The organism is Ruegeria sp. CK1 (assembly GCF_056536545.1).
This window is the reverse complement of the sequence record NZ_JBQFPX010000001.1, coordinates 1,315,873-1,333,619: the sequence shown is the minus strand read 5'-3', so window position 1 is coordinate 1,333,619 and position 17,747 is coordinate 1,315,873. Positions and strand designations below refer to the sequence as shown.

Below are 17,747 nucleotides of genomic sequence, written 5' to 3'. Positions count from 1 at the left end.
TTCTGAACAAAAATGCCGCCGATCTATACCGGCGGCATTTTCATTTTTACCAGATCAGTTCTGATTGATGTTCAGGCTGTCGAACGCAGAAGTAAATCCGGACAGCGATAAATCCATGTTCACGACCTGATCTGGAAAGCGTGCTGGCACTAGTGAAAAAACGGCCTTGCTGCCCGCCTTCATTGCATCGACATCACCCTGGCTAAGGCCCAATTGCGCGACACAGCCAACTGGAAGGCAATGGTGGTAGTTATAGAGTTTGCGTGGCGCACCATCGATAGACAGGGCAAGCTGTGCCTGAAGCAAGGTCTCCAATGGGACAATTACGTTAGCCCACGCTACGGCGGCTCCACCTTGAGGTAGTTTACCAATCGTCACTTCGGCCAACGGTTCGCCCTGCTGACCGTTCAAAATCTGAACCATCCCGCAAGGATCTTCACCTGCTTGAGCTTTGACGCAAGAAATCTCCCAGTCTCCGCTTGTCTCTTTTACAAACTGCTCGCCGACACGTGGGCCGGATGTACCAAGATCCAGTCCGTTGTCTGCGGGTGCTTGTTGCGCCTGTTCGCTTTGTGTTTCCTGTGCGTTGACAGCGCCAGTCAGAAGCATGGCGGTCACTACGGTCAGAGGAAGAAGTTTCTTAATCATGAATGCCTCGGCTGCGTGGTTGCTCTTTTTTGTGGGTCTTAACACTCTTACACCGCGGTGTCAGGCGTTAAGCTGACCAGTCAGAAGAATTTACTCGGATTTTCGCCGCTTTTTGTGCTTTTGGACTGACGAAACTCCAAACAGAAAGGGAGCCAGCGGTGTGGCTCCCCTCCAATAAATTTTCTCCCCGTCGGACTGGCCGACTTAGTTATGCGCAGAAGTTACGAGAGGGGAACGCAGCGGTCAACTGCAAACCTGAATTTTTAATGGAAGATCAAGGTTTCCGTTAAAAAAAAATCCGCGCCCGAAGGCGCGGCCAGTCAACAGGGAGGAAGTTTGCGGCCAAATACCAACGGTACAAAGGCCGCGAATTGACTATCGCAGTCAAAGGTTAACTTTGTATGCTGAGGGCAGATCGGTGAAATTAAGGCCTTACATACATGGACAATAACATTTTTTTAGGCGGCGCAGGTGACGACTACAGTCAGCCTCAATCCTTGAACCTGAAATACGCGAACCGCCACGGGTTGATCGCGGGGGCGACAGGCACCGGTAAAACGGTGACCTTGCAGATTCTGGCCGAGGGGTTTTCAGAAGCAGGTGTTCCGGTGTTCTTGTCCGACGTTAAGGGCGATTTGTCTGGTCTGGCAAAAGCTGGCACCGAAAGCCACAAACTGAATCAGGCCTTTCAGGATCGCGCCACGCGTATCGGATATGAGGGCTATAAATACGCCGAGTGCCCTGTGACTTTCTGGGATCTGTTTGGAGAACAAGGGCACCCTGTTCGGACGACAGTGACAGAAATGGGTCCATTGCTACTTTCACGGCTCATGGATCTAAGCGAGGCGCAGGAAGGAATTTTGAATATCGCTTTCCGTGTCGCGGACGAAGAAGGCATGCCGTTGCTGGATTTAAAGGATCTACAGGCATTGCTGGTTTGGATCGGTGAAAACCGGGCACAATTGTCATTGCGCTATGGCAACGTTTCGACCGCATCGATCGGCGCAATCCAGCGGCGTTTGCTGGTGTTGGAAAATCAGGGTGGAACAAACCTGTTTGGCGAACCTGCGCTGGAACTGGCTGATCTGATGCGCACAGATTCAAAGGGGCGGGGTATCGTGAATATCCTCGCTTCGGATAAATTGATGGGGTCTCCTAGACTATATGCGACTTTTCTACTGTGGCTCTTGAGTGAACTCTTTGAAGAACTGCCAGAAGTCGGTGATCCTGAAAAACCTAAACTTGTCTTCTTCTTTGATGAAGCGCACTTGCTATTCGAAGATGCTCCCAAAGTTTTGGTGGACAAAGTTGAACAGGTTGCCCGGTTAATCCGGTCGAAAGGGGTTGGTGTTTACTTCATTTCGCAAAACCCCGCAGACATCCCTGAGGACATACTGGGGCAGCTAGGTAACCGGGTTCAGCACGCGTTGCGTGCTTTCACGGCGCGTGATCGCAAAAACCTGCGCCTGGCTGCGGAAACTTATCGCGAGAACCCAAATTTTGATACCGAAACCGCAATTCGTGAGGTCGGCGTTGGTGAGGCAGTGACCTCGATGCTGCAAAAGAAAGGCGTGCCTGGTGTCGTCGAACGGACTTTGATCAGACCGCCTTCGTCTCAGCTGGGGCCAATTACTAAGGTCGAACGTCAGGCATTGATCGATGCCTCACCCATGAAAGCCAAATACGGCGCTTTGACGGATCGTGAATCGGCCTTTGAAATTCTACAGGCTCGTGCGGGTCAAGCGGCGCAAGCTGCTGCCAAAGCGGAAGAGATGGAAGAGACGCAAACTGTAGCCGAACGCGAATTCGCTACCGCACGTCGCTATTCCGGTAACCGGGTCGGGCGATCTTCGTCGCGTGTGACACGGCAAAAAGACACTTTCGCTTCGGCGATGAGTGAAGCCGTCATCAAAGAGCTAAAAGGGACAACCGGGCGCAAGATCGTCCGCGGAATTCTTGGTGGGTTGTTCCGCGCCCGTTAGAGGCAAGGCGCCGCGCGGTTTTTATCATGCGCGGCGTTGATCCAATCACTTCAGACGACGCTGACCTTCTTGTTTGCAGTAGGCGTCCGCCTCGGGCACTGACATCTTGTCGGCGGGAAAGTTTATTGCGCGATCCCAAATGACACGATCCGGGCGGTACAGCTGGCAAGTCACCACACCCTTTGGAGTCTGGACCTTGACCGGTTCGGTTTCCAGATCTTCCGGTGAGGGGATACATGCAGCCAAACTGACAACGACCGGCAGCATTAGGATTTTAGGGATAAGCGAAGTTCTCATGTGTCGTCTTCTTACTCTCAAGAGGTGACCTGCAGTATCAGCGTCAACTGACTAATTAAACGTGAAGGCGATCTGGCGCTGGTCCGGAACATGCCCAATTAGAATTGGTCTATTCAGGTTGGGTTCATGAATCAAGAAACCGCGTCGAATAAACGGCGCGGTTCCTCAAATTAACGTCAATTTTGACTATTTCTCGGGAATAAGTCCTCTTGGACTGAATCTGAGAACAACCAACAGGATCAAGCCCATCGTCAACAGCCGCATATGCGCGGCGCTTTCGATCAGATGCGCCTTAAGGGCGCTCCCGTCCGGCATTCCGGCTGTAATCAAACTCATCAACCACAGACCAATGGGTTCAACTTGAACCCACAGGAACCAGATGACAAATGCCCCGAGAACCGCTCCTAGATTGTTGCCCGATCCACCAACAATAACCATCACCCACACAAGGAAAGTAAACCGCAGCGGTTGATACGCACTTGGTGTCAACTGACCATCCAGAGTTGTCATCATGGCGCCCGCGATGCCGCAGATTGCCGAGCCCAATACAAAGATTTGTAGGTGGCGGCGTGTGACATCCTTACCCATAGCCTCTGCTGCGACCTCGTTGTCTCGAATGGCGCGCATCATACGGCCCCAGGGGCTGTGTAGTGCCTTTTGAGCCATCCAAAGCAAGACCAGCAACACGATCAGGAAAAGCAGCGAATAACCTAGTTTGACCGACAGTGTCGAAGCCGTGACTGGGTCCAACCCGAACCATTCGGCCCGTGAAACAAAGCCGGGGTCATTCTGCAGGTCGACCTCATACCCAACAACCGGCGCAGGGCGCGGAATGCCGTACACGTTCTTGACCCCCCGAGCCAGCCAGTCTTCGTTTTTCAAGATCGCGATGACGATTTCGGCAATTCCCAGCGTTGCGATGGCCAGATAATCTGACCGAAGACCCAAAGCGGTTTTCCCAATCAACCAAGCGGCACCGGCAGCCAACAGACCACCCGCCGGCCAAGCTAGAAGAACGGGAAGGTTAAGACCGCCAAGATTGCCCGCGACTGCGGGTTCAATCGCTTCAACTGCGGCAGCGTTAGGATCGAATACGGCGCGGTAGATAAAGAAGCCGACGACCAGAATTGCGATAATCGAGAGGGTCCGAAACCGGCCTTTAGGTATCTTCTGTGCCACAAGAACAGTGGCAATGACCGTTGCTGCACCTAACAGCAGGGCCAAAACTATGCCGTATCCACCGGCGGACCATGCTCCGGGCGTGGTCGGGGTCGAAACCAACACAACGGCCAGACCACCGAGCGCGACAAAACCCATGACGCCGACGTTAAACAGCCCCGCGAAGCCCCATTGCAGGTTTACCCCAAGCGCCATCACCGCCGAGATCAGCCCCATGTTGAGGATCAGAATTGCGGCGTTCCAGCTCTGTGTGAAACCTGTTAACAGGATCAATCCGCCAACAATTGCGAAGAGAAGCGTATTTTTGACGGATTCGGTCATACCGCTTTCCCCTTAAACAGACCCGTAGGTTTGAATAGAAGCACGATCAGCAGGATGACAAAGCTGACCGCAAATTTGTAATCGGTGGACAGAAACTGAACCAAGCCCGACGGCGCCAAATTTTCCGGAGCCAGGTAGGTCACTACCTTTTTCCACGCGTATGTGATGGTGACTTCGGAAAAGGCGATGATGAATCCACCAGCGATGGCGCCTAGTGGACTGCCCAAACCGCCAACAATAGCCGAAGCGAAAATCGGAAGCAGCAACTGGAAATAGACAAAAGGCTTAAAGCTCTTGTCCAGCCCATAAAGAACGCCCGCAGTGGTCGCGAGTGCGGCGACGATGATCCAGGTGATCATAACGACACGTTCCGGATTAATACCCGACAGCAAGGCAAGGTCTTCGTTATCCGAATACGCACGCATTGATTTTCCGGTGCGTGTCTTGTTCAGGAACCAGAAAAGCAGCGCCACGGCCAGCACTGCGACAACCACTGTAATACCCTGAGAGGTCTTGATCGCCAGCCCCTCGTTCAGCCCCGTCATTTCTTTGAAGTCCCGAGCAGAGACGATGAACCGCGCGCCGTCTGAAAACCTCTGATCGTCCGGTCCAATGATGAAACGCACGAGGCCATTCATAATGAACATCACACCCATCGACACGATCACCAGAATGACGGGCTTGGCCTTTTGTTCTCGGTAAAACCGATAGACAAGGCGATCAGTGATCAGCACCAAAACGATGCAGCCGAGAATTGCAAAGGGCAGGGCCAGCAATGCGGTTGGGAGCGGACCAAAACTAACCCCGGCGGCTTGCAGCCCCCACGTGACCAGCACGGCGATCATCGCGCCAAAGGCCATCGTGTCGCCATGGGCAAAGTTGGAAAATCGCAGAATGCCGTAAATCAGCGTGACCCCCAGCGCCCCCAATGCCAGTTGGCTGCCATAGGCAATCGCAGGCACCAGCACAAAATTAGCAAGCGCGACAAGCGCGTTTAGTATGTCCATTTCACCTTCCCATTCCGCCGGGTGCGGCCTTATGGCATGCAAGCGCGCTGAGACACAATATTTCAACGGTTGTGAACAGTAGAATTCCGCAGAAAAAATTAGGATGCGCTGTCCTTCTTGTGGCTAAGCGAAACACGCCGGACAGGGTTGTTCCTGCCCGGCGCTTGATTGGTTCGAATTCGCGTTTCTTGCAAGTGAGACTAGGTCACTTGAGAGGCGTGCAGGTGCCGCGCTCATTTCGTTGTTGGCCGCCAGTTGCCCTAACTTCAAGGTGTCCAGTTTCGAACTTCAACGTGTACCCGACAGTTGCCGTACCTTGTATCTGCAGAAACTCCAGCGTCCCGAGACCGGGGATCACCATTGCTTCATGCTCTTGGCCGTCTGCTTGAACCAGACCTTTGTAGTTAACTTCGCTTTTTTTCAACACAACTGAACGGGCGGGATCAATGGGTTGGCATCCACCGTGATTGCAGCTTTCGGTAATCTGGCACTCGTAAACAGTTTCACTTTGCGCGGGGGCTTGCGTTACGGCTTGCGCGGTCGCAGGCAGAACGACGGCGACAAGCGCTGCCAGATATTTCATAGTTTGTCTCCTGAAGGGGGCGAGTGCCCAAAGGTGTTGAGAATCAGATATCTGATTCCTGCTGTTCGCACGCCGTGGGTAAGGGGGGAACGTGGCGAAATTTTAGCCGATGGCGGGTTTTCGTGATGGTTTTGAAAATGATCTATTGGACTGAAAATAGTACAAAATAAAGTGGTGACGTTGCTATAAATGCAGGTGGTGATCACAGTTTAGCCTTAGTCATGTTCGCACCCTATAATTGGGCTGCTCTAAGCGACTACACGAACAAGAACGAAGGTGAGGAGCACCAAAAGGGTTGAGGAAGCCTTTCAGTTTACCGGCATGCATAAGCCGTGGTGATTGGAAACTCTGAACTTAGTGGAGTTGTGCTCAGAGTATGCAAATTCATTTGAAACCAGATCAATCGATGCCAATACAACAGAGTCTCCGAAACCTGGCACGATGACTGTTAAGAGATGCCCGAGTTGCGCTCCTGTCGCATCGCTGTATCTGGACGATTCAATCCAGGAGCCTTTCACGACGGAGGCGTCGGAAGCATTTGTTGATTCAAGCTGACCAGTTACACCAGAAAGCGCTATCTCAATTGTTTTCGCCGAGCTAGAACACGTGCCCTTGATGCACTTCTCGGAAATTGTGCAGTTTAGTACGTAACCACCTTCAGCAAGAGTTTTTCGTGCGACGACGGACAAGTCGCCTTCTGCGGCTACCGTTGACGTTGAAGAAACAAGCAATGCCAGCAGAATGCTTGATACTTTGTGCCGCCGTGAAAATTCCATTCTCAAAGGCCTCACCCCCCCAAGAAGCTCTTCCGCACCTCGGGGTCAGCCAGCAATTCCTTACCCGTACCGCTATAGGCATTCCGCCCTTGAACCAGCACATATCCCTTGTCTGCAATCTCCAGTGCCTGACGGGCGTTCTGTTCGACCATTAGGATCGGCAACCCGGTGCGTGAAACCTCGATAATCCGGTCGAACAGTTCATCCATCACGATGGGTGAGACACCGGCAGTCGGTTCGTCCAGCATCAGCACCTTGGGCTGAGTCATCAACGCGCGGCCTACGGCGACTTGTTGACGCTGGCCACCCGAAAGTTCTCCGGCTGCCTGATTTCGTTTGTCGCGCAAGATGGGGAAGAGGTCATAGACCTGCTCCATCGTTTGGGTGATGTCGTCGCGGCGGATGAAGGCACCCATTTCAAGGTTCTCTTCAACCGTCATTGACGTAAAAATGTTCTGGGTTTGCGGTACGAAGCCCATGCCCTTGATCACACGGTCCTGCGGCGAAAGCTTGGTGATGTCCTCACCGTCCAGCCGTACCGAACCCGACCGCACGCCCAGCATTCCAAACACAGCTTTCATCGCGGTGGATTTACCAGCTCCGTTTGGGCCGACGATGACTGCGATCTCTCCTTTGTCGACGGCGATTGTGCAGTCGTGCAGGATATCCGGACCTTTGCCATAGCCGCCGGTCATGGTGTCGCCGATCAGAAAGGGGCCACCACCGACATAATGCGTTTCACCGCTGGTCTGGTGCGCGGGCGTCATGGTGCCAACGCCATGAGTGTTTGTAATCGAGGCGTCTTTGTTACCGTGGTCGTCCTGGTAGGGGTTGTCGCTCACGCTCCGGCCTCCAACTTGTCTTTGTTCTTTAGGCCGGTGCCCAGATATGCCTCGATCACTTGTTCGTTGGCTTTGATCTCGTCCAGAGTGCCCTCGGCCAGAACTTTACCCTCGGCCATACAGATGACCGGGTCGCAGATTTTGCCGATGAAATCCATGTCGTGCTCAATGACCACGAAAGTATAGCCTCGTTCTTTATTCAGACGCAGGATCGTGTCGCCGATTGTCATCAGCAAAGTGCGGTTCACACCAGCGCCGACCTCGTCGAGGAACACGATCTTGGCGTCCACCATCATGGTGCGCCCAAGTTCCAGCAGCTTCTTTTGGCCACCCGAAACCTGACCCGCCTTGTGATCGGCCAGATGTTCGATTGTCAGAAACTCTAGTACCTCGTCGGCCTTGGCCTGAAGGGCACGTTCCTCATCAGCGATCCGCTTGCGCCCAAACCACGTGTTCCATAGCGATTCACCCGATTGTGCACCTGGAACCATCATCAGGTTTTCGCGGCAGGTCATCGAAGAGAATTCGTGCGCAATCTGGAAAGTGCGCAGCAGGCCTTTGTGGAACAGCTCATGCGGGGGCAGGCCGGTGATATCCTCTCCGTCCATGATGACGCGGCCAGAGGTCGGGGGCAGAACGCCCGCAATCACGTTGAACAGGGTCGTCTTGCCTGCTCCGTTCGGTCCGATCAGACCGGTAATCGAACCCTTTTCGATCTCTAACGAAGCGCCATCCACCGCGTGGAAGCCACTAAAATGCTTGTGCACGTCCTCAACGACGATCATGGTTTTCCTTTGCCTTTTCCCCGAAAACAGAGGTGCAGCCTTTTGTCATTGAAACAGCCCGGACACAAGGCCCGGGCTGCTTGGTTTCAACTTGTCAGAGGGTGAATTAGCGGTAGTTAACCGTCTTCATTTCACCATCAATAACTTCGATCTCACGGTAGGAGCCCGCGCTTTCGCCAGGGCCGATCAGCTCGACGCCCGACGCGCCGACATAATCGATTTCCTCGCCAGCGGCGAGAAGTTCCAGACCTTTGGCCAGCTCACCCGGATAGATCTTTTCACCCGGTTCGTTGGCTACATCCATGATCTTGCTGCCATAGTCTGCAGGGTTGCTGGAACCTGCGGCCTGCATGGCAAGCAGGAATAGGGCTGCGGCATCGTAGGATTCGGGTACGAAAATTGACGATCCTTCGAACCCATCAGCTTCTGCCATCGCAAAGAACGCGTCCGCGGCTTCGCTTTTCGAGCCCGGCGCCTGACCATACGAACCATTGAGATCTGGGCCGACATTCTCAGGCAGCGAGTCACCGATCATACCACCCGGCAGACCGAACGTGTCGAAGGCCCCGCTGTCCAGCGAAGATTGGATGATGCCCAAACCGCCCTGATCCAGATAGCCTGCAACGACCAGAATGTCGCCGCCAGCTGATGCCAGCGCACCAACTTCGGCGGAGTAGTCAGCCTTGCCGTCTTCATGCGCAGCCACGATGGTCACTTCACCGCCCTGCGCTTCGAAGGACGATTTGATCGCCTCGGACAAACCCTTGCCGTAGTCGTTGTTGGTGTAGGTCAGCGCGATCGAGTTAACGCCACGCTCTTTCAGGATATCCGCCATGATTTCACCTTCACGGGCATCCGACGGGGATGTGCGGAAGAACAGACCATTGTCTTCCATCACTGACAGACCAGGCGAGGTCGCCGACGGCGAGATCATGACCATGCCGTTTGGAACGGCAACGTTTTGAAGAATCGCACCGGTAACGCCCGAGCAATCGCCGCCGACGAGACCATTGATGCCTTCTGCCACCAGACGTTCAGCGTTGGCCGTGGCCAATGCGTTGTCTGCACAGCCTGTGTCTGCACGCACCGGGGTTACGGTTGAGCCGTCCAGCAGCTTGCCCGATTCCGAAACTTCTTTCATCGCAAGTTCCGCGCCAGCGGCCATCGCAGGCGACAGCGATTCAATCGGGCCGGTGAAACCGAACATAATGCCCAGTTTGACGTCTTCGGCCATGGCTGTGCCGGCCAGCAGAGCGGTTGCTGCGGTTGCGGTAAGCAGCTTTTTCATGAGGTTACTCCCAGTAGTGATCTCAATTCTGGGCACGAACCTAGGCAAGCTTTCAGGAAATGAAAAGTCCTAACGAAAAAGTGTCTTTTTGGCTCTGAGCTCTAATTGATCTGATAATTAAGTGTATCTGGCGCGCAGGCTCAAAAAAGGGTGGAACATAGGTATGATCCGAGCAGTCTTGATGGTTTTTTTAACGTGGGCCACTACCGCAGGGGCGGCAAATTTGCAGACTTCGCAAGGCGTTGTCGACATTACTCAAATGGTCGGTGGGCTGGATACTCCTTGGGCTATTGGAGTTTTGCCAGAAGGGGACTTTCTTGTAACCGACCGTGACGGAGAGCTTCTTTACGTTAACGACGGCGATATACAGCGCGTCTCTGGTGTTCCCAGAGTCGCCGCCTCGGGGCAGGGCGGCTTGCTGGATGTCACAGTCGCGCGGGATTTCAATCGAAGTCGCGAGATATTTCTGACGTTCTCAAAACCTCAAAATGGTGGTGCCGGAACTGCGCTGGCAGTTGCGCGCCTGTCCGAAAGTGGCAAACGGCTGACAAACTTGCGCGTGATTTTCGAGGCTGTTCCTGGCGGATCGGGTGGTCGGCATTTTGGTTCACGCGTGGTCGAGGCTGAGGATGGAACCTTGTTCCTGACGATAGGAGATCGAGGGGACCGGCCCGAAGCACAAAACAGGGCTAATCACTTGGGTACTGTGATCCGCGTGAACCGCGACGGCTCGGTGCCGGGTGACAATCCCTTCATTCAGGAGGACGGAGTTCGTCTTGAGATTTGGTCGTACGGTCATCGCAATCCTCAGGGGGCTGCGTTGGATGCACGCGGACAGCTTTGGATCTCTGAGCACGGAGCAAGAGGCGGGGATGAGATAAATCTAGTGAAGTCTGGCCGGAACTACGGCTGGCCGGTCATTTCCTATGGTAAGCACTATTCAGGTCAAAAGATCGGTGAGGGTACCCATAAACCTGGGATGGAACAGCCCGAACACCATTGGGACCCATCCATCGCGCCATCTGGGTTGATGGTGTATTCCGGCAAACTGTGGCCGGAATGGAAAGGGGACATTTTTGTTGGGTCGCTCAAGTTTGACTATATCGCGCGCCTCGCTGGGTCACCGCTGAGAGAGGTCGAGCAAATCAAAGGACCTGAAACCGAACGCGTGCGCGACATCGTCGAAGCGCCAGATGGATCAATTTGGTTCATTTCGGTGGGTCAGGGAGCCGTCTATCGAATGACCCCCACAAACTAGGTGCGTTAAACCGACAGCCGCCCGCTTTGTGCACCGCGCTCGCGATAGGGCGTGGTGTTGTAATGCGCTCGGTAGCATTTGGAAAAATGCGAAGGGCTGGCGAAGCCGCATGCCAAGGCCACATTAATCACGCTCATGTCCGTTTGCATCAGGAGGTTACGCGCTTTGTGCAGACGCAATTCCATGTAGTACCGTTTGGGAGAGCGACTCAGGTAGCGGCGGAACAGGCGTTCTAGTTGCCGGGTCGACATGCCCACATCTTTGGCGAGAATCGACGGCGAGATCGGTTCTTCGATGTTCTTTTCCATCATCAGGATGACTTGGCTTAGCTTTGGGTGGCGAACGCCGATCCGGGTGGGGGTCGACAAGCGCTGCGTATCCTGATCGGTCCGAATAGAGGAATAGATCATTTGATCGGCCACGGCATTTGCGAGATCCTCGCCGTAGTCATCAGCAATGATCTTTAGCATCAGGTCTATGGACGAGGTGCCGCCAGCTGTTGTCATCCGATTTCCGTCGATCTGGAACACCGACTTGGTCAGCTCAACCTCATCGAACTCCTCAACGAAGCTGTCAGAGTTTTCCCAATGAATTGTCGCACGCTTGCCGTCCAAAAGTCCGGCTTTGGCCAGTGTATAGGCAGCGGTACAAAGCCCTCCGATACGCAAACCCCGACGCGCTTCGCGTCGGACCCAGTTCAATACTCGCTTTGTCGTCGCGGCCTGAACATCCACGCCGCCGCAAATCATCACGACGTCGTCGCGCTGAAGTTCATTCAGGTCTGCATCCAGTGTGAACGTCGTCCCGGCCGAGCAAGTGACCGTTTCCCCGCCTTCACCCATAAGAGTCCAACTGTAGAGCTTTTTATCAGCCATTCGATTGGCAATCCGTAAGCTGTCCAGTGCCGACGCGAACGACAGCAATGAGAACTTGTCCAACAGGACAAATACGAAATTGCGCGGGTTGGCGGTTGTGTCTTCCACCGTGACAACTTGGCGTTGCTCTTGCATGGCGAATTGTCCTTGATTCGTTGGCCGCTACGCGAACGCAGCGGGGATTGTAGCCGACAACATGCTCAAAGCTTGTTTCCGGCGTCAAGGGGCGCAAATCGCATATGGTCAGTCTTCAATGCATTTTGTATAGAGACCACCTGAATACTTCAGCGGAGATCAAAGCTATGACCGAATGGCAAAAAACGAACTGGCGCAACAAGCCCCGGGTTCAGATGCCAGATTATACCGACGCGGCCGCATTGGCTAAAGTCGAGGCTCAGCTTTCACAGTATCCCCCGCTGGTCTTTGCGGGCGAAGCGCGGCGTCTCAAGCAACATCTGGGTGCCGCCGGGCGCGGCGAAGCCTTCCTCTTGCAGGGCGGGGATTGTGCGGAAAGTTTTGAGCAATTCAGCGCGGATGCGATCCGCGACACGTTCAAGGTTATGCTGCAGATGGCGATGGTTCTGACCTATGGCGCCAAAGTGCCAGTGGTCAAAGTTGGCCGTATGGCGGGCCAATTCGCCAAGCCACGCAGCGCCCCGACCGAGGTGGTAGATGGCGTCGAGCTGCCCAGCTACCGTGGTGACATCATCAACGAGCTGGCTTTCACGCCTGAGGCGCGCATCCCGAATCCCGGCAAGATGCTGCAAGCCTATACTCAGGCGGCGGCCACTCTGAACCTGTTGCGTGCGTTTTCGACCGGTGGTTTCGCGGATATGAGCATGGTGCATTCGTGGACCCTTGGGTTCACTGATGAACAGGACGTGCAGAAATATTCGGAAATTGCGGACCGCATCCAAGACACCATTGATTTCATGGGTGCTGCCGGCATCACAGCGGATACTACGCACGAGTTCTCGACGGTCGAGTTCTACACAAGCCATGAAGGCCTGTTGCTAGAATATGAAGAGGCGCTGACCCGTCTTGATTCAACTTCGGGCAACTGGCTGGCCGGTTCTGGCCACATGATCTGGATCGGAGACCGCACGCGTCAGCCTGACGGCGCGCATGTGGAATTCTGCCGTGGCGTGCTGAACCCGATTGGTCTGAAGTGTGGTCCGACCACGACCGCAGAAGACCTCAAGGTTCTGATGTCGAAACTTAACCCTGAGAACGAAGAGGGTCGCCTGACCCTGATCGCTCGGTTTGGCGCAGGCAAAGCAGCAGAGCACCTGCCACGTCTGATCAAGGCAGTGAAGGAAGAGGGTGCCAAGGTAACTTGGGTCTGCGACCCGATGCATGGCAACACGATCAAATCAGCGACCGGCTACAAAACGCGTCCGTTCGATTCGGTCCTGCGTGAAGTGCGCGACTTCTTCGGTGTTCATCAGGCCGAGGGTACCATCCCCGGCGGTGTGCATTTTGAGATGACCGGCCTGGACGTAACTGAATGTACGGGTGGTGTGCGCGCTGTGACGGAAGAAGACCTTTCTGATCGTTACCACACCGCTTGCGACCCGCGCCTGAATGCAACGCAGTCGCTGGAATTGGCCTTCCTTGTAGCTGAGGAATTGACCAATCTGCGCCGCGACCGTAGCAAACGCGCAGCTAGCTGACGTCAGAATTTAAATAACCAGACAAGGCGGGCCATTTGGCCCGCTTTTTTTTTCAATCGTCGCGGGATGCAACAAGTCGCAAATGCGACCCAGCTTTCTTGAAGTCGCTTTGATTTTCGGCAAAACCCGCCGAGGTATGACGCGCGGTTTCTTGTGGTGCCTGCACTTCGGAAAACGGTCGTACTTTTGTATCTGCAATGGCGAACCGGCGTGGCGTTGCTCCAACCGCTCCGTCACTTACCAATACGCCCAACATGCGACTGACGTCACCCAGATCACTTTTTAACGGCAACAAGATCATTCGTGCCTCCAATCGCGTTCGGCCCAATTTTCCCGTTGAAACCATGCCAAGCTCGGCCAACGCCGGAGTGGAGAATACTTGCTCTAAGATGTCCGAGACCTGAGAGCGGGCGCTAGGTTCGAAGAATGCGGTCAGGGGCATCCCGCGTACTTCCATGCCAGCCAGACTATTCAGGTGGCTTCCAGCCAAACGGAACCGGGCCAAGCCGGGGGCAATGCGTTCCAAAATAAAAGTGTACTCCAGAATGTTCTCAAGTCCGCGTGGATCAATTTGCGACCGCATGGGCACACCGTTGCCGGTTAGCAGTGCGGTCCAATACGCCTCGACCTGACGAAGGGGCGAAAGGCTACGCCCGCTGGCAAAACGATCCATTGCGACGATCTTCCCAATGCTTGACCCGGAGCCGTTCCCAAAAAAGGTTTTCATTTTCATCACCCTAGCGTCAATCGAACCAAATTAAACTAAAATGCCAGATATCAGGTCCCTCATTTATCGACGAGCCCTGACTTCGTTCAAATTGACACGGGTTGAGTCAATTTTGGAGGAATTCTTTAACGAATGGTTAACTTTCAGGGCACATGCCAATTCTCAGCAAAGTCTTGCCCTGCGCCTACCGATAGCTTTAGGTGCTGCAAGCGTGCAGACAAGGACATCCGTAATGATCAGATCCATGACCGGTTTCGCCTCGGGCAAAGGGGCGTTCGGACCTCATAGCTGGACGTGGGAATTGCGCAGTGTGAACGGCAAGGGCCTGGACATGCGCCTTCGGTTGCCGGATTGGCTAACTGGGCTTGAAGCTGCTTTACGCGCTCAAATGTCCAAGATGCTTAGCCGAGGCAACGTAACGTTGTCCTTGCGTCTTAGCCGAGATGAAACCGCACCTGATCTGGTATTGAATGAGGCCGCGATGGCTGCGGCGCTGACTGCATTGGCAAAGACTCAGGAGATGGCTGCGGCAAGTGGTGTGACGCTAGCGCCTTCGACTGCAGCAGACATGATTGCCGTAAAGGGTATGCTAGAGGCTGGCAGCGATGTCGATGATCCCGCACCGTTAGTTCAGGAATTAACGAAAGAGTTTGCGGACTTGCTGGCTGCGTTTATTGAAATGCGCGAATCCGAAGGGCAGGCATTAGCAGAAATACTTGATGGTCAGCTCAATCATGTCTCCTCATTGACCATGCAGGCCGCAGAGCTGGCGGAACAGCGCAAGGCTAAAACGGCAGAAGCGCTGCGTGAAAACCTTGCGCGGGTACTGGACAACGCTCAGGGCGCTGACCCGGACCGCGTCGCGCAGGAGTTAGCCCTGATTGCGGTTAAATCCGATATCACCGAAGAAATCGATCGGCTGAAAGCTCATGTAATTGCTGCGCGCGATTTGCTTTCGCAGGACGTCGCAGTGGGTCGCAAGCTGGACTTCCTGATGCAGGAATTCAACCGTGAGGCCAATACGCTGTGTTCCAAGGCGCAAAGCGCAGAGCTAACCTCGGTAGGGCTTGAGTTGAAGGCGGTAATAGATCAGATGCGTGAACAAGTGCAAAACGTTGAATGACTAAGGGAACGACTGAAATGGCAGATCGCCGCGGGTTACTTATTATCCTGTCTTCGCCTTCTGGCGCAGGAAAATCCACACTGGCCCGACGGTTGATGGCGTGGGACGACGGTTTGGAGTTCTCAATTTCGGCGACCACACGTGCGCCACGCCCGGGTGAAGAACACGGACGCGAGTATTATTTCCAGTCAGAAGATGAATTCAAACAGCAGGTTGCCGAAGGGCAGATGCTGGAGCACGCCCACGTTTTTGGGAATTTCTATGGCTCTCCTGCCGGACCTGTAAGGGAGTCGATTAACGCGGGCCGAGACGTTCTGTTTGATGTGGATTGGCAGGGTGAGGTGCAGATACGCAATTCGGATTTGGGCAAGCACGCGCTGTCGATCTTTATCCTACCGCCTTCGATTCCAGAGCTGCGCCGCCGGCTGGAGACTCGTGGTCAAGACAGCGAGGACGTCATTGCCAAGCGGATGCTGAAAAGCTGGGATGAGATTAGCCACTGGGGCTATTACGATTACGTTTTGGTCAATGACGATCTGGATGCGACAGAAGAAAAACTGAAAACCATCGTCAGCGCCGAGCGTATGCGCCGAATTCAGCAACCGAAGTTACAAAACCACGTCCGGACCCTGCAAAATGAATTCGAGGGGCTGTCATGACTATTTACGTTCTGGGAAATCACGTCCCGCAAATCCACGAAGACACATGGGTCGCGCCTGATGCCAACCTAATTGGACAAGTGGTATTAGAGCAGGGTGCCTCGGTTTGGTTCGGTTGCACCATTCGGGCGGACCATGAAGAGATTCGTGTGGGCGAAGGTAGCAACGTTCAGGAAAACTGCGTTATGCACATCGACGCTGGGTTTCCTCTTACTATCGGAAAGAATTGTACCATCGGGCATAAGGTGATGCTGCACGGATGTACGATTGGAGAGAACTCTTTGATCGGGATGGGTGCAATTGTCCTGAACGGTGCAAAAATCGGCAAGAACTGTCTGATTGGGGCAGGGGCCTTGATTACCGAGGGCAAGGAAATTCCCGATAACTCGCTGGTCATGGGGTCACCCGGCAAAGTCGTGAGGGAATTGGATGACGCCGCAGCGCAAAAGATTACGCTCAGCGCGCTCCATTACCAACAGAACATGCGTCGGTTCCGTGATGAGATGAAGCCTGTGTCTTAATGCCATCGGGAAGATCAATAGAATGTCAGACGATCTGCTAGCCGAATTTGTCTCGGCCATTCCGATGCCGGCTTTAATGGTCGATCAGACAGAACGGATAATCGCCGCTAATACCAATGCTAAGACTCTTCTGGGGCAGAACATTATCGGCAGACATTTCGCGACGATCCTACGCCAGCCGCAGGTGATCGACGCGATTGAGCAGAGCTTGCACACCAAAGGGCCGACTAAGACGCGTCACCTTTCCAATGACGGCGCGCAAGACACCACGTTCGAAATCGAGTGCCGCTATATGAACGGCGTCGGCGCGGTCGCAGGCGGTGCGATGTTGGCAACTTTTCAGGACGTCACACATGTTGAGCAAGCCAGTCAGATGCGTCGGGATTTTGTGGCGAATGTCAGCCATGAGTTGCGAACTCCACTGACAGCGCTAATGGGATTCATTGAAACGCTGCGAGGGCCGGCGCGGGACGATGCCAACGCCCGAGACCGTTTTCTTCAAATTATGACTGACGAGGCCAACCGCATGAATCGGTTGGTTGGGGATTTGTTGTCATTGAACCGCGTCGAAAGCGAAGAACGTGTTCGTCCGAAAGAGCAGCTGGAATTGACGGGCATCCTACAATCCACGCTGAACTCTCTGCGCCCATTGGCAGAAGACGCCAAGGTCGAGCTGTCCCTAGATGCCCCTGATGGCCCAGTGTCTCTGACCGGAGATAGCGATCAATTGCGCCAGGTTTTTACTAATTTGATCGAGAATGGGATCAAGTACGGTGGTAGCGGCGGTGTTGTTGAGGTTCGTGTGACTTCATCCGAGCGAGACACAGCGACGCGCGGTCCGGCAGTTCGGGTTCAGGTAATCGACAAAGGTCCGGGAATCGACGCTATTCATCTGCCGCGCCTGACCGAACGATTCTATCGTGCAGACAGCCACAGATCGCGCCAACTTGGTGGTACGGGCTTGGGTTTGGCAATTGTTAAGCACATTATCAATCGCCACCGCGGCAGATTGCGCGTGGAAAGCGATTTGGGCAAAGGCACGATCTTTACCGTTATCTTGCCGCGGTAGTTAAGCGCATCTGTCCCTTATTGAGCGTTGAAAACGGAAGGCATGTAACAATCGCATAGCTGCTTTGCGTCAATTTTGCCGGGTTTCTTTGCGACTGTCATATAGCTGTTACAAACCTGTCACAAAAGGCTTAC

The 17,747-nt window shown here is 54.1% G+C and carries 18 protein-coding genes; 7 read left to right on the top strand and 11 right to left on the bottom strand.

Annotated elements, in window-relative coordinates; all coding sequences use genetic code 11:
- Positions 1 to 54: 54 nt before the first annotated feature.
- The gene (locus ACR0L3_RS06470; protein ID WP_480744584.1) at positions 55 to 648 is read right to left on the bottom strand and encodes an invasion associated locus B family protein; all 594 of its coding nucleotides are present in this window, start codon (positions 646 to 648) and stop codon (positions 55 to 57) included.
- Between the two features lie 440 nt (positions 649 to 1,088).
- Here ACR0L3_RS06470 and ACR0L3_RS06465 point away from each other — a divergent pair, with 440 nt between their 5' ends.
- Positions 1,089 to 2,630, top strand: coding sequence for a helicase HerA-like domain-containing protein (locus ACR0L3_RS06465; protein ID WP_480744583.1), 1,542 nt, complete (start codon positions 1,089 to 1,091; stop codon positions 2,628 to 2,630).
- Positions 2,631 to 2,675: 45 nt separating this feature from the next.
- On the opposite strand, the gene ACR0L3_RS06460 is transcribed toward ACR0L3_RS06465, so the two are convergent.
- From ACR0L3_RS06460 to ACR0L3_RS06425, 8 genes are all read right to left on the bottom strand, one after another.
- A complete protein-coding gene (locus tag ACR0L3_RS06460) occupies positions 2,676 to 2,927 on the bottom strand; it encodes a hypothetical protein (RefSeq protein ID WP_480744582.1) in 252 nt (83 codons plus the stop codon).
- A 186-nt stretch (positions 2,928 to 3,113) separates the two neighbouring features.
- Positions 3,114 to 4,427, bottom strand: a complete 1,314-nt coding sequence (locus tag ACR0L3_RS06455) for a branched-chain amino acid ABC transporter permease (protein ID WP_480744581.1) — start codon at positions 4,425 to 4,427, stop codon at positions 3,114 to 3,116.
- The gene (locus ACR0L3_RS06450) at positions 4,424 to 5,434 is read right to left on the bottom strand and encodes a branched-chain amino acid ABC transporter permease (protein ID WP_480744579.1); all 1,011 of its coding nucleotides are present in this window, start codon (positions 5,432 to 5,434) and stop codon (positions 4,424 to 4,426) included. Before ACR0L3_RS06450 ends, ACR0L3_RS06455 begins: the two co-directional genes overlap by 4 nt.
- A 205-nt stretch (positions 5,435 to 5,639) precedes the next feature.
- Entirely contained in the window at positions 5,640 to 6,017 is a 378-nt protein-coding gene (locus ACR0L3_RS06445) for a hypothetical protein (protein ID WP_480744577.1), read from the bottom strand.
- A 308-nt stretch (positions 6,018 to 6,325) separates the two neighbouring features.
- A complete protein-coding gene (locus ACR0L3_RS06440) occupies positions 6,326 to 6,793 on the bottom strand; it encodes a hypothetical protein (protein ID WP_480744575.1) in 468 nt (155 codons plus the stop codon).
- Positions 6,794 to 6,804: 11 nt separating this feature from the next.
- Positions 6,805 to 7,635 (bottom strand): ABC transporter ATP-binding protein, encoded by an 831-nt coding sequence (locus ACR0L3_RS06435; RefSeq protein ID WP_480744573.1) that lies wholly within the window; start codon positions 7,633 to 7,635, stop codon positions 6,805 to 6,807.
- Positions 7,632 to 8,420 carry an ABC transporter ATP-binding protein gene (locus ACR0L3_RS06430; protein WP_480744571.1) on the bottom strand — a complete coding sequence of 263 codons (789 nt, stop codon included), beginning with the start codon at positions 8,418 to 8,420 and terminating at the stop codon, positions 7,632 to 7,634. The genes ACR0L3_RS06435 and ACR0L3_RS06430 overlap by 4 nt, the downstream gene beginning before the upstream one ends.
- 106 nt (positions 8,421 to 8,526) lie before the next feature.
- Positions 8,527 to 9,708, bottom strand: a complete 1,182-nt coding sequence (locus tag ACR0L3_RS06425; protein WP_480744569.1) for an ABC transporter substrate-binding protein — start codon at positions 9,706 to 9,708, stop codon at positions 8,527 to 8,529.
- Between the two features lie 163 nt (positions 9,709 to 9,871).
- Here ACR0L3_RS06425 and ACR0L3_RS06420 point away from each other — a divergent pair, with 163 nt between their 5' ends.
- Entirely contained in the window at positions 9,872 to 10,966 is a 1,095-nt protein-coding gene (locus ACR0L3_RS06420) for a PQQ-dependent sugar dehydrogenase (RefSeq protein WP_480744567.1), read from the top strand.
- A gap of 5 nt (positions 10,967 to 10,971) precedes the next feature.
- Here the strand turns inward: ACR0L3_RS06420 and ACR0L3_RS06415 are convergent, their stop codons facing one another.
- On the bottom strand, positions 10,972 to 11,976 hold the full coding sequence (locus ACR0L3_RS06415; RefSeq protein WP_480744565.1) for a GlxA family transcriptional regulator: 1,005 nt from the start codon (positions 11,974 to 11,976) through the stop codon (positions 10,972 to 10,974).
- Positions 11,977 to 12,143: 167 nt separating this feature from the next.
- Here ACR0L3_RS06415 and ACR0L3_RS06410 point away from each other — a divergent pair, with 167 nt between their 5' ends.
- Entirely contained in the window at positions 12,144 to 13,514 is a 1,371-nt protein-coding gene (locus ACR0L3_RS06410) for a class II 3-deoxy-7-phosphoheptulonate synthase (protein ID WP_480744563.1), read from the top strand.
- Positions 13,515 to 13,566: 52 nt separating this feature from the next.
- On the opposite strand, the gene ACR0L3_RS06405 is transcribed toward ACR0L3_RS06410, so the two are convergent.
- Positions 13,567 to 14,241, bottom strand: a complete 675-nt coding sequence (locus ACR0L3_RS06405; protein ID WP_480744562.1) for a PAS domain-containing protein — start codon at positions 14,239 to 14,241, stop codon at positions 13,567 to 13,569.
- Positions 14,242 to 14,473: 232 nt separating this feature from the next.
- Here ACR0L3_RS06405 and ACR0L3_RS06400 point away from each other — a divergent pair, with 232 nt between their 5' ends.
- From ACR0L3_RS06400 to ACR0L3_RS06385, 4 genes are read left to right on the top strand one after another with little or no spacing between them, the layout of a single operon-like run.
- Positions 14,474 to 15,364, top strand: a complete 891-nt coding sequence (locus ACR0L3_RS06400; protein ID WP_480744561.1) for a YicC/YloC family endoribonuclease — start codon at positions 14,474 to 14,476, stop codon at positions 15,362 to 15,364.
- Between the two features lie 17 nt (positions 15,365 to 15,381).
- On the top strand, positions 15,382 to 16,023 hold the full coding sequence (gmk, locus tag ACR0L3_RS06395) for a guanylate kinase (protein ID WP_480744559.1): 642 nt from the start codon (positions 15,382 to 15,384) through the stop codon (positions 16,021 to 16,023).
- Complete coding sequence (locus ACR0L3_RS06390; protein ID WP_480744557.1) at positions 16,020 to 16,544, top strand: gamma carbonic anhydrase family protein; 525 nt, start codon at positions 16,020 to 16,022, stop codon at positions 16,542 to 16,544. The genes gmk and ACR0L3_RS06390 overlap by 4 nt, the downstream gene beginning before the upstream one ends.
- Before the next feature lie 22 nt (positions 16,545 to 16,566).
- Complete coding sequence (locus tag ACR0L3_RS06385; protein ID WP_480744554.1) at positions 16,567 to 17,613, top strand: sensor histidine kinase; 1,047 nt, start codon at positions 16,567 to 16,569, stop codon at positions 17,611 to 17,613.
- Positions 17,614 to 17,747: the final 134 nt, after the last annotated feature.

Excerpts from the sequence above, each read along its gene's own strand:
- ACR0L3_RS06470 (WP_480744584.1), bottom strand. The coding sequence starts at position 648 with ATGATTAAGAAACTTCTTCCTCTGACCGTAGTGACCGCCATGCTTCTG.
- ACR0L3_RS06465 (WP_480744583.1), top strand. The coding sequence starts at position 1,089 with ATGGACAATAACATTTTTTTAGGCGGCGCAGGTGACGACTACAGTCAG.
- ACR0L3_RS06460 (WP_480744582.1), bottom strand. The coding sequence starts at position 2,927 with ATGAGAACTTCGCTTATCCCTAAAATCCTAATGCTGCCGGTCGTTGTC.
- ACR0L3_RS06455 (WP_480744581.1), bottom strand. The coding sequence starts at position 4,427 with ATGACCGAATCCGTCAAAAATACGCTTCTCTTCGCAATTGTTGGCGGA.
- ACR0L3_RS06450 (WP_480744579.1), bottom strand. The coding sequence starts at position 5,434 with ATGGACATACTAAACGCGCTTGTCGCGCTTGCTAATTTTGTGCTGGTG.
- ACR0L3_RS06445 (WP_480744577.1), bottom strand. The coding sequence starts at position 6,017 with ATGAAATATCTGGCAGCGCTTGTCGCCGTCGTTCTGCCTGCGACCGCG.
- ACR0L3_RS06440 (WP_480744575.1), bottom strand. The coding sequence starts at position 6,793 with ATGGAATTTTCACGGCGGCACAAAGTATCAAGCATTCTGCTGGCATTG.
- ACR0L3_RS06430 (WP_480744571.1), bottom strand. The coding sequence starts at position 8,420 with ATGATCGTCGTTGAGGACGTGCACAAGCATTTTAGTGGCTTCCACGCG.
- ACR0L3_RS06425 (WP_480744569.1), bottom strand. The coding sequence starts at position 9,708 with ATGAAAAAGCTGCTTACCGCAACCGCAGCAACCGCTCTGCTGGCCGGC.
- ACR0L3_RS06420 (WP_480744567.1), top strand. The coding sequence starts at position 9,872 with ATGATCCGAGCAGTCTTGATGGTTTTTTTAACGTGGGCCACTACCGCA.
- ACR0L3_RS06415 (WP_480744565.1), bottom strand. The coding sequence starts at position 11,976 with ATGCAAGAGCAACGCCAAGTTGTCACGGTGGAAGACACAACCGCCAAC.
- ACR0L3_RS06410 (WP_480744563.1), top strand. The coding sequence starts at position 12,144 with ATGACCGAATGGCAAAAAACGAACTGGCGCAACAAGCCCCGGGTTCAG.
- ACR0L3_RS06405 (WP_480744562.1), bottom strand. The coding sequence starts at position 14,241 with ATGAAAACCTTTTTTGGGAACGGCTCCGGGTCAAGCATTGGGAAGATC.
- ACR0L3_RS06400 (WP_480744561.1), top strand. The coding sequence starts at position 14,474 with ATGATCAGATCCATGACCGGTTTCGCCTCGGGCAAAGGGGCGTTCGGA.
- gmk (WP_480744559.1), top strand. The coding sequence starts at position 15,382 with ATGGCAGATCGCCGCGGGTTACTTATTATCCTGTCTTCGCCTTCTGGC.
- ACR0L3_RS06390 (WP_480744557.1), top strand. The coding sequence starts at position 16,020 with ATGACTATTTACGTTCTGGGAAATCACGTCCCGCAAATCCACGAAGAC.
- ACR0L3_RS06385 (WP_480744554.1), top strand. The coding sequence starts at position 16,567 with ATGTCAGACGATCTGCTAGCCGAATTTGTCTCGGCCATTCCGATGCCG.